The organism is Sphingobacterium ginsenosidimutans (assembly GCF_039536865.1).
Taxonomy (GTDB): Bacteria; Bacteroidota; Bacteroidia; order Sphingobacteriales; family Sphingobacteriaceae; genus Sphingobacterium; species Sphingobacterium detergens.
In genome coordinates, this window is sequence record NZ_BAAAZK010000010.1 from 1 (window position 1) to 11,162 (window position 11,162).

Genomic DNA, 11,162 nt, shown 5'->3' on the forward strand with positions numbered 1-11,162 from the left:
TAACAGGTGGGAGAGTAGGTCGGTGCCTTTTTTTACACGGAAGCCCTTGCTGGAAACAGTCAAGGGCTTCTTTCGTTTACATACTTTTCAGAAGGTTCCAGAGAACAATGGGGCCGCAGCTATGGAGGAACTCTTATTTTACTACCTACAGACGGAACTACGTTTTGTTCTTGGCCTGGCCAGGCCTGCTTGGTCGACTACGACTTATTGTAGTGGCTCAGTTTGTTCTCCTTCCATGGGGCGTTGTATTGTGAAGCGATGCCATAGTGAATCCTGTACTGTAAATATATCTGGTCATGGAAACCAATCTGGTGTTTGTGAGGAAAATTCAGCTGGACAATCTGTCTATAGAAAACGAGATGTTTCAGGAAATGCAGTATCCTCAAGCTGTCTAGCTTAATTTAATAAGGTCGTCGCTATAATGAAATGAATCCCAAAAGTTTTGTCTAATTTTTGGGATTCATTATTTATAAGAAAATACATATTTGAGGAGAGACTAGCTATAGTTTACTAAGTGAGAAATGGGAAGCCAATCAAACAGATGTTCTTCGAACATATGAAGGGGCAAAAGCCATCAAAGATCTAGGTTCTGAACATGATGTTGAAATGCTATTGAATTGTAAGCGGAAGGGCTGTTGAGTATTCTATTACCATCCCAAGCACCCGAATAATATCTTAAGAATTAACACCAACCAAGGTGTAATGAAGTGCTTCAGGATTATGAACAATTAGCACAACAAAGGGGGCAGCAAATTTTGCTGACCCCTTTGTTGTTTACCTTATGTTTACTTGATTTCGTGTCGATGTTAGCAGCAATTGATATTGGACGTTAATGACAGTATAATCGAGCGATACAACCTATGATGTTAAAATCTGGACGAATGTTGCTAATTTAAAAGGCTTGACCATGATCCCATCGAACTGATGGATCTGCCCCTGGGGAATCTGTACGGTTACCTGTGATTCATCCGATGTTAATGCAATTACTTTGCTGTTAGCGCCATGGATAGTTTTGTTTCCTTTGACTAAATTCAAAATATCCCAGCCGCTGGGGCCATTCATGTTAAGGTCAGTGATGACAATAGCACTGGTATTATTTTGAAGATATTCCATCGCCAGTGACGAATCTTGAAAAATTTGGACGTCCTTGAACTGCTGTAGAGCCTGCTTAACAAATAAATTGTTGATCGGGTTATCATCGATAACGACAATACGTGAATTTAGCGGTAGATCGTCCTGTGTAACCACTTGTGTCAGGCTTTTCTTTTCATCAGTAATGGGAACGATTAATGTAAATGTCGATCCTCGGCCTTGTTTACTACGCACGCCTAAAGTTCCATTTAGTTGCTCTGCCATAAGCTTGGAAATATGCAATCCCAATCCAAAGCTATTTTTGGATCTGAGGTCAGTCATATAATATTGTTCAAAAATATGTTCCTGGTCTTTGGTAGAAATACCTTTTCCTGTATCTGAAACCTCTACTTGTAGGGTTTTCTTTCCATCAGAGTTGATGAATGCCTTGATCTCTACCTGACCTTTGTCAGTATATTTAATGGCATTACTCAGAAGATTAGATACGATCTGACGCAAGCGATATGCTCCGCTCTTAATTAAAGTGTCTGGTTCTATGGCAATATTGCTGACAAGCTTAAGCCCTTTTTTATCGGCCTGGCTTTGTTGCATTTTTATCAGATTGGCAAGTAAGTTGGCTGGTGAAAAATATTCTTCTTTAATTTCCAGCATGCCTGATTCTAATTTGCCAAGATTGAGTATATCTTCTACCGTATCATTGATCACATGGATATCCTGTGTGATGGAATCCAATAATGCGGGATTAACGCGATTGTTGGACGTGTTGTTCTTTAAGAGGTCAATGACGCTGACCAGCGAATTGACTGGAGTACGTACATCATGGCTCACATTGGCCAATATACTCGTTTTTTCTTTGGCTGTACGCAATGCGTAATCCCGCGCCGCTGTGATTTTACGTTCGTAAATAATAGTATTATAATGATAGGACAGAATTAAGGTCACCATAATAATCATTAGGATGATTGAGGCAATAACCTGTTTCCCAAAAAAGGCGGAGTTTTCCTTATACAATTTGAAATCCTGTATCTCGGCCGCCCGTAAAGACTCGTCTTCTTGTGTTTTTATCTTGAGTAGGGCGGTACTGATCGTACTAAAAAGTGCATAATTTGATTGTAGGAGTTGCCTTTCCTTATCTTGGAGTTCGATAAAAGAACGACGAATTTTACTAAAATCTTGCTTATAGAACGTTTCATTCTGTTCAATTAATGTCTGTATCTGACTGTGGATGGCCTTGATCTGGTTGACATTAAATTGTTGTTCAAATTTGTCGGCAACTAAAGTGTCGTTTTTTGCTTTGAAAATCCGCGTGAAAAGTTTTTCCTTTTTTCTGACAATTGTATCTTTTTTTCTGACAATTAGGGAAGTATCTCGTAATATTCTGTTAACAACGGAATCCGCATCTATCCGATTGGTTGCTGGACGTAATGTTCGACTGGTTTTAGTTAAAAGAGAAAGGGAGTCCTTTGCCAGGAAAATCATATTATCTACGGATTTCTTGATGCGTGCGAATTCATCAGAGAGATGTATGTTTTGTTCCAGTGGTGTATTGGTTGAAAAAGATATTCCTTTTTTGGAAGAAAGCGTAGAAAGAGAGTCAATATAAAAACGAAGGCTATCTAGGTTTTTTGTATAGTTTGCCAAATTTTCAGCACTGAAATCTACCGTATATGAACGGAAAGCATTCCCCGCAGCATTATAAGAGGCAAACAGCTCATAAAATAAACTTGTCAACTGATTTTTGGAGCTATAGGCTTTATTTAGACGAGCTTCGGTTTTTTGATATTCAATATATTGATAGGTAAATATCGAGCCGATATACACTAAAGAAAGAATCAGAAAAGCAATTAAAACTGTCCTGAAAATAAATATTTTTCTATTATTTTTCACGTTGTTACTCTTTCAACCAATAAATTAATTACAGCCTCTTTGTTTAGTATGGAACTCAAATTTAAGACTTAAAAATGAAAGCTGTTGTTTACAACTGTCAATTAATCGCTACTTTTTAAAAAACTTACACAATCGTTTGATTGAAAGGACAAGGCGGTAGTACAATTTTTATTTTCTATTTTACCGATGGAAACCTAAAAGAGTCAGATAGTTGGCTCAAAATAACTCATTTCTAATAAAGGAAAAAATTGTAAAACTGATGAAAAAACTGTTTATTTCAGCAATGTTGTCGTTAATTATCGGACAGGTAAGCCACGCGCAATCTATTGTAAATATCATTCCAAAACCACAGGAAATCACTTATGGGGAAGGTTTATTCCAATTTGATCAACAAACGACCATAAGTTTTAAAAATTGTAGCGTTAAAGATGTGAACCTGTTCATTAAACAATTGCGGCAAGCAAGCCATTATCCAATGATGGAAAAAAGGCAATCAAGCAATACGATTGAGTTTATTTTAGATAAAAAACTGGATCTGCCTAGTGATGAAGCGTATCAATTGGATGTGTCTGCTAAAAAGGTAACAGTGAAGGCAAAGACAACACATGGTCTTTTCAATGCATCACAATCGTTGCGCCAGCTCCTGCCCGCTGCAATCGAGACAACTAATCGTGCTGCTAATGAATCCACTTGGTCCATTCCTGCTGTTGCGATCAAAGATTATCCGCGATATCACTGGCGGGGGTATATGAAAGATGTAAGCCGTACATTCTATACGATAAATACCGTTAAGAAATACCTAGATGCAATGGCTTTATATAAAATGAATATCTTTCATTGGCATTTGACGGATGATCAGGGATGGCGTATAGAAATAAAGAAATATCCAAAGTTAACGGCCGAGAATGCGACAGTCTTCCACCGTACTGAAAAACAACCGGCTGAGCGGAGCGGTTTTTATACACAGGAGCAGATAAAGGAGGTGGTTCAGTATGCCAAAGAACGCAATATTACAATTGTTCCTGAAATTGACGTACCGGGGCACTCCTGGCCAACAATATTAGCCTATCCTGCGTTGGGGGTGAATAAGAATTCTTACCCCAATCATATTTTTCCTTTCGTGTCGTCATGGGGTTATTGGGGTAACCAGTTTACACCAAATACACTTGATCCAACAAAAGAGGCAACCTATCAATTTTTGGATGATGTGTTTACCGAGATTGCCAGTCTATTTCCGGGAAGCTATATCCATTTTGGAGGGGATGAGGTCCGTCATGATTTATGGGAAAAGGAATCCCATGTGAAGGATTTTATGAAGCAGCATCAGATTGCAGACGTCAAAGCATTGCAAAGTTATTTTGTACAACGTGTATCGGCTATCATTGTTCAGAAAGGGAAAAAACCTATTGGTTGGAATGATATTTTGGCCGATGCTAAGAATCTGCCCAAAAGTACAGCTATTATGAGCTGGCTTGGAGAGGAGGCGATTAAGGAGGCGACTAAAGACGGATTTAAGGCTGTGGCGACACCGGCCTCGCATCTGTATTTCGATATTACGCAGGCGGATCGCAATGATGGTACTATGACTGACCTGGCCTATCCGCAGATTAATTCCCTAAAAAGGGTTTATGACTTCGATCCATCAAATGGATTGACCACGGTAGAGGATCAATTGGTGCTGGGGGTGCAGGGTAATATGTGGTCGGCGATTGCCCAGGATATCAAAGATATGAATGTGCAGAATTTTCCACGCTTACTTGCCGTTGCTGAAATAGGTTGGGCGTCTAAGTCAAAGAAAGATTATGCAGAGTTTTGTCGTAGACTGGATGCTAATCTTCCACGTCTGGATTCCATGGGGATTGATTACTATCATACCGGCGGTTATATCGCAGGTAGCTGGAAAAGTGATGACATTAAAGAGGAGTATAGCACATTAACCTTTGATGTGACAAAGAAGATCTATGACAATGGACGGGCGCAAGCTGGCTTTTTCTTTTTAGAAGGTAAGAATTTTCTGGAGATAGATGCTGTCCAATTGCTGCAAGACGGTCGCGTTATTGATGAGGACGGACATCATGCACTTGCGGACAAATTTAGAGGAACGAATAAGATTAAACCCTTTTATTACAATTTCACCGTGAGAGATTATAATCCGAACGCGAAGTACGAAATCAAGGCTCGTGTCAGGGGTGCTGGTGGTGTAGATTCAAAAGGTAATTTTACATTTAATCTATCACCAACTCTTCCTTTCAACAAAACGGAGAAAAGATAGTATATTCAATATATTTTTCGATTGGACAAAAGCAGCTGCCTCGGTAGCTGCTTTTGTTGTTAGAAATACCCCTTCTATTGCCTAAATATCTGCTCTTTTTAGCGTGAATAGCGCCTGCTATACCCGTTGTTTTATAAAAACAATGGGTTAATTATTCTAATAACCTATATGCGAAACGTAAAAAAACAATCTTATTTTCAGTTTCTTTTGTTCAATTTCATTTTTATTTTCAGAATCTTTTACTTAATTTCCTATTAAAATCAACTGTCTTTTGTTATTTTTTTACAAAAGACAAAATACCAATAAACCTTTTAGTAATTGTTTGTAAACTATTATCTAAACACCTCCATCTTAATTATGAAAAAGAATTATCTTTTTTACAGCAAAGCCAGACCTTTAAGTCTTTTAGGTCTAGGTCTTTTATGCTCGTCCCCTAATTTAATTGCGAGCAATTTGAACTCGAAATTGAGCTATTTTCATGTCGAACAACAGCAAATTTCGGGCAGTGTAAAGAATGAAAAAGGCGACCCACTCGCTGGCGCTACGATTACCGTGAAAGGTAGTACGATTCAAGCAGCCACTGATGCCAATGGTAGCTTTTCCATTCGCGCCAAACAGGGAGATTTTCTGGTTATCAATTATCAGGGTTATGCGCGGCAAGAGGTCGCGGTAAGTAGTGGAACGATTGCCGTGACGATGATTAGCAATACCGAGTCGTTAGAAGAGGTTGTTATCGTGGGCTATGGTAAGCAGAAAAAGGGAAATCTAACCGGGGCTGTTGCAGCAGTAAACTCTGAACAACTGAAAAATATCTCGCCATCCAATCTGTCCAATACCTTGGCAGGAAGGGCGGCCGGGGTGAATGTGACGAATACCTCAGGGATGGCCGGAGCTTCCTCTTCCTTACGTATTCGTGGAGCTGCTGTCGAACCGTTGTATGTGATTGATGGTGTGGTGCGCGACAAAGCGGCTTTTGATGCACTCGAAGCGAATGAAGTCGATCAGATGAGTTTCTTGAAAGATGCCGGAACCGCCGCTGTATATGGTACGAGAGCAGGTAATGGCGTTGTACTGGTGACAACAAAAAAAGGGACTGCCCAGGCTCCGGTATTCAATGTGCAGAGTAATTATTCCTTCAGTGCACCTACACAGACTCTATTGGCCAATCTGACTACCGCTACGGATGAACTAATCTATCAGAATCGAGTTTCCCAATTCCGTTGGGAACAGGGCAAGAAAAGTGAACCGTGGGTAGCTCCAAATGGACAGCGGGAATTTGACTATTTTAAAGACAAAAATTATAATACCAATGATGTTATCTGGCGAAATCCTTTCAGCCATAGGCAGTCTATTGCTGTTAACGGTGGTGGCGACAAGATTACCTACTATGCCTTATTGAGCTATCGGAAAGAAAACGGATCTTATAAATCACTGGATCACGAAAAATTTAATCTCCGCAGCAATATTTCTGCGAAGATTAGTGACGCATTTAGCATGGATTTTAATATCTCCGCTAATCAAACGAATTCCAATAGGTTCTTCTGGCCATTTAGTACATCCGCCAGTGACGATGATTTCGATGTTTCGGATTTTTACCGCGTTACCTTCAACTGGCCCAAGATGTATCCGTTTTATCTGACCGCGGATGGAACGCCGAGCAATACTCCAACGGCTTATCCGGTACAGACACCGATGGGAAGCTGGCAGGCCTGGAATGTGATTGACCAGGTCATCGGCGATCGCTACATTGATCGCAAAGTACGCCAGGTAAATCCGATCATGACCCTTAATTTAAAGTTGGATAAACTGTTAGAGGGACTTTCTACAAAACTGGTGGGAAGTTATGTAGCAGAAGACTATATGCGCAAACGCTATATGAGTTTCCAAAAGAACTACACATTTACTTCGCTGAATCCAGATGGGAACCGTTTCATACCAGCCCCACCTTCAGAGGATAGGACAAATGTATTTACCTTTAGCCAGGCTCAACCTTTTATGGACTACAACCCACAGCGAAAATGGCAATACCAGGTGGATTGGTTCCTAAACTATAACCGCAAGTTTGGCAAACATACGGTGGATGGTCTGGTTGTTTATGAGCAGTTTAAATCGGGTAATACGAACATTACATCGCGGGCAGAAAATCCAATTATCCCCTTGGATCAGATGTATATTTATCCGACAGACAGAAGCATGCGATCAACAGATGCCTTTGAATTAATGGACGCACGACGCGGAGTAATCGGTCGGGCGAACTATAACTATGCGGATAAGTATATAGCCGAGTTTTCTTTCCGTTACGATGGCTCGCCTTTATTCCCAAATGATAAGCGCTGGGGATTTTTCCCATCCATGTCCCTGGGCTGGCGGATGTCGGATGAGAACTTCTTTTCGTCCATCAAAAATACGGTCAGTGATCTCAAACTGCGTGCATCATACGGAAGTTCGGGCAATTTTGTGGATGTGGAGGGCTATTCGATATTGCCCTATTCGTATATGGAGAAATATAGCTCGATCATCACTTCGCGAACAGGAAGCAGAACACCGGTGCCGGGATATATTTTTGGTGATAGCTATTACACCGGGGTAACGTACCTTGATAACCCGACCACGAACCTTACCTGGACAAAATCAAAGAGTTATAACGTAGGGATAGACTTTGGTTTTGTACACAATAAACTGACGGGTAGTTTAGATGGTTTTATCCGGAAGGAGAGCGATATCCTCGGAACGAGGGGGATTAAGGTTCCGGATAATTATGGCAGAGGGCTGGCGCCGGAAAACTATGCGGCGCGAAGCTTTAGAGGGGGTGAGCTCTCACTCAACTGGAATGATAGGGTTGGTGAAGTTTCATACGGTTTGAATGCGAATATGGGGTATGCAAAAGACCGATGGGATATTTTTGACGAAGAACCTTCCTACGCCGCAGGAGGAAGGGAAAATTTTCGATCCAAGGTAGGGCGACCTGAAAATCGCATTATTGGTTTGGAAGCTTCGGGACTGGTCCGTACGCAGGCGGAAGCTGATGCGCTGAAAGGAAAAGGCTTTAAAACCTATGGACGTGACCCTTATCCGGGGATGATTCTGTATAAAGATATCCGTGGACAGAATTACTCGGACCAGCCAGACGGCATTATCGATGACAATGATATGCAGTTGCTTTCGGAGAATAATACACCGCGCATTAACTATGGATTTGGATTTAACGCCAGCTGGAAAGGTTTCTATGTCTCTGCTTTATTTCAAGGGGTATTGGCTTATGATCGTGTGATCAGCAATCAGGAAGGGGCAGGAATGCGGCAACATGGGGATACTTTTAGACCTTATTACCCGATCTGGACTTCGGATGTCTGGACCCCGGATAATACGGATGCTAAATATCCACGACCAGTAGGTTATAATTGGCAGGAATCAGGGGCAGCCTCGTCGACATTCTGGATCCGCAATGGAGCTTATATGCGATTACGGGATTTAAATATTTCCTATACACTACCGCAAGCAATGATGGAAAAAATCAAAATGAAGAGTGTCAACGTATTCTTAAATGGCACGAATCTATTTGTTTTTTCGCCGATGAAGGAATTCCATGATCCAGAGCAAAAAATGTACGATTCCTATCCGGTGATGAAAACGTTCACATTGGGTCTTGATGTTAAATTTTAATTGATTTTTAATGATGAAAAAGATATTTTATTCGCTAGTTGCCTTGTTGTTGACAACGGCTTCTTGCAAAAATGTATTGGATATTGAGGATCTCAATTCGGTAAATGAAGATAAGGTGTGGAATGACCCTAATCTTGTCAATGCTTATTTAGCTAATTTATATACCTTATTCGGTAACTGGAACAGTGGCGCAGACAATAATTCGCAACAGCTTGCTGGAATTAATTTCCCTTTGAATGCGGTGACGGTTAATAATACTGTCTATAAGGCTTGGGATTATACAACCATGCGCAAGATCAATACCGCTATCCAAAAGGTGTCCGGAAGTACAGGATTAAATGATGCGACAAAGAAATCCATCTTAGGTCAGGCACTTTTTATGCGTGCTTATATGTATTTCAATATGGTCAAGCATCATGGTGGGGTACCTTACATCACAAAACCACAGGATCTGGAAAATGATGAATTGAAAGTTCCGCGGAACAGTACCAAGGAATGTTTTGATTTAATGATAAAAGATTTGGATGAGGCGCTGACCTATTTGCCGATGACGATAGCGAAAGGTGCTGCGGATTATGGACGTATTGATGGTAATTTTGCCTTGGCCTTTAAAGCTAAAGTATTGTTGTACAAAGCGTCGCCACAATTTAATCCTTCCAATCCTTATGGAAATGCCTATTGGGCCGAAGCAAATGCGGTGAATAAAAAGGCCTATGAGCAATTGAAGGCACAGGGCTATAACTTGACCACTGATTACTATAATATTGCGTTGGTGGAAAAAGGCCCTGAAGTGGTCTTCGCTGTCATAAACTCGTATCCCAACAAAGTGGCTAACTGGGATAATGGGGTGCGGCCGGGCTCCGAAAGCCGGGGGACTGCGAGTGCCGTACCAACCTGGGATTTTGTGAAAGAATTTCCGATGAAAGATGGTAAATTATATACGGACCCAACGGGTAAATACCATAAAACAGATGAACAGTTCCTACAAAGCTATTGGGAGAACCGTGATCCTCGTTTTGATAAATCCATTGTTTGGAACGGGAAAGTCTATGAGGTTTCGGGTAAAACAGGGAAAAGACAGTATACCTCGCTGGGCATCGCGGATGCACTGGACAATTTTGGAGAAAATCCAAAAGCTGGTACAACCTCCTCGAATAGAGACCGGTATACAGGCTTTTTTATTTTGAAGAATTCAAAGCTTTCCTTACGGCAAACGCAGGTGGAGACTCAATATGATGTGGATTTTGTACTGATGCGTTATGCGGAGGTGATGTTAAATTATGCTGAAACAGCAAATGAAACAGGGGATCTCGCTACGGCAACGTCCCTTTTAAAACAGATCCGGATGCGCGCGGGTATCGAACCGGGGGAAGATAATAGCTATGGTATCGTTGCGGGTAATAAATCCGATATGAGGGAAGCTTTATTGGCGGAAAGAAATATCGAGTTCTGTTTCGAAGGCCACCGCTTTTGGGATTTACGTCGCCTGCGGAGGCTTGCTGTCCTCAACAATAAAACCAAGCAGGGAGTGGAAGCGATTGCGATCAATGCAAACGGAACCGATATGGATCTAAAGGCGGCAGCAGACTTGGCCAAAAATTATCAACTGAAAGAAAATCAGTTTAAGTACAATGTACTGCAGGTACCAAGTACCGGAAATAAAGTAAATCTGGTGCCAGATACATATTATTTCTTCCCGATTGCTCAATCTGTGATAGATAAGAATCCCAGTATCAAACAAAATAAAGACTGGGGTGGAGAATTTAACCCGACAATAGAATAAATGTTTATTTCAGAGAGTTGTGATCTATATAAGTCAGGATAGTTCAGTGTCGGTAGACAGCGCCACTGTATAGGCACAACAATTTTGGTGTTAAAAAAGACCGGTGTTTGTTTAGCATCGGTCTTTTTTTATGCTATTTTATTAATGATTGAAGTCACGTGATTGGTATTCGATACCAGCCTTTGAATCTTTTCTGCAAAGCATAAAATCATACGATAACAGCTGATGATCCAGTTAAATCAAAGAACGTTGTTTTGTTAAAATTTCAGTTTTGATTTAATCTTTTTTAAAAAAATCATAATTCTAATATTCTATAATAGAAATAAAAAACATATGTACAACATAATCCATGTTTTATTTACTATTGTATGTTATTTATGTTTCCCTGCGTGTTATTTGATTGCTTTTAAAGTAAAAAAATTTCTTTCAACTCGTGTTGTGACGAACTTTTATGAATTCAATACC

5 protein-coding genes are annotated in these 11,162 nt (G+C 40.6%); 4 read left to right on the plus strand and 1 reads right to left on the minus strand.

Features of this window, described 5'->3' with window-relative positions; all coding sequences use genetic code 11:
* A partial coding sequence (locus ABFX33_RS25060; RefSeq protein ID WP_346088970.1) for a hypothetical protein occupies nucleotides 1–400 on the plus strand: 400 nt, incomplete at its 5' end.
* Between the two features lie 458 nt (nucleotides 401–858).
* Here the strand turns inward: ABFX33_RS25060 and ABFX33_RS25065 are convergent.
* Nucleotides 859–2,979: an ATP-binding response regulator gene (locus ABFX33_RS25065; protein ID WP_346088972.1), complete on the minus strand. Its 2,121-nt coding sequence runs from the start codon at nucleotides 2,977–2,979 to the stop codon at nucleotides 859–861.
* A gap of 259 nt (nucleotides 2,980–3,238) precedes the next feature.
* Here ABFX33_RS25065 and ABFX33_RS25070 point away from each other — a divergent pair, with 259 nt between their 5' ends.
* From ABFX33_RS25070 to ABFX33_RS25080, 3 genes are all read left to right on the plus strand, one after another.
* A complete protein-coding gene (locus ABFX33_RS25070) occupies nucleotides 3,239–5,251 on the plus strand; it encodes a beta-N-acetylhexosaminidase (RefSeq protein ID WP_346088973.1) in 2,013 nt (670 codons plus the stop codon).
* 357 nt (nucleotides 5,252–5,608) lie between these two features.
* On the plus strand, nucleotides 5,609–8,914 hold the full coding sequence (locus tag ABFX33_RS25075; RefSeq protein ID WP_346088975.1) for a SusC/RagA family TonB-linked outer membrane protein: 3,306 nt from the start codon (nucleotides 5,609–5,611) through the stop codon (nucleotides 8,912–8,914).
* 10 nt (nucleotides 8,915–8,924) lie between these two features.
* On the plus strand, nucleotides 8,925–10,697 hold the full coding sequence (locus ABFX33_RS25080) for a RagB/SusD family nutrient uptake outer membrane protein (RefSeq protein ID WP_346088977.1): 1,773 nt from the start codon (nucleotides 8,925–8,927) through the stop codon (nucleotides 10,695–10,697).
* Nucleotides 10,698–11,162: the final 465 nt, after the last annotated feature.

Coding starts and splice junctions, on each gene's coding strand:
- ABFX33_RS25070 (WP_346088973.1), top strand. CDS start 3,239: ATGAAAAAACTGTTTATTTCAGCAATGTTGTCGTTAATTATCGGACAG.
- ABFX33_RS25075 (WP_346088975.1), top strand. CDS start 5,609: ATGAAAAAGAATTATCTTTTTTACAGCAAAGCCAGACCTTTAAGTCTT.
- ABFX33_RS25080 (WP_346088977.1), top strand. CDS start 8,925: ATGATGAAAAAGATATTTTATTCGCTAGTTGCCTTGTTGTTGACAACG.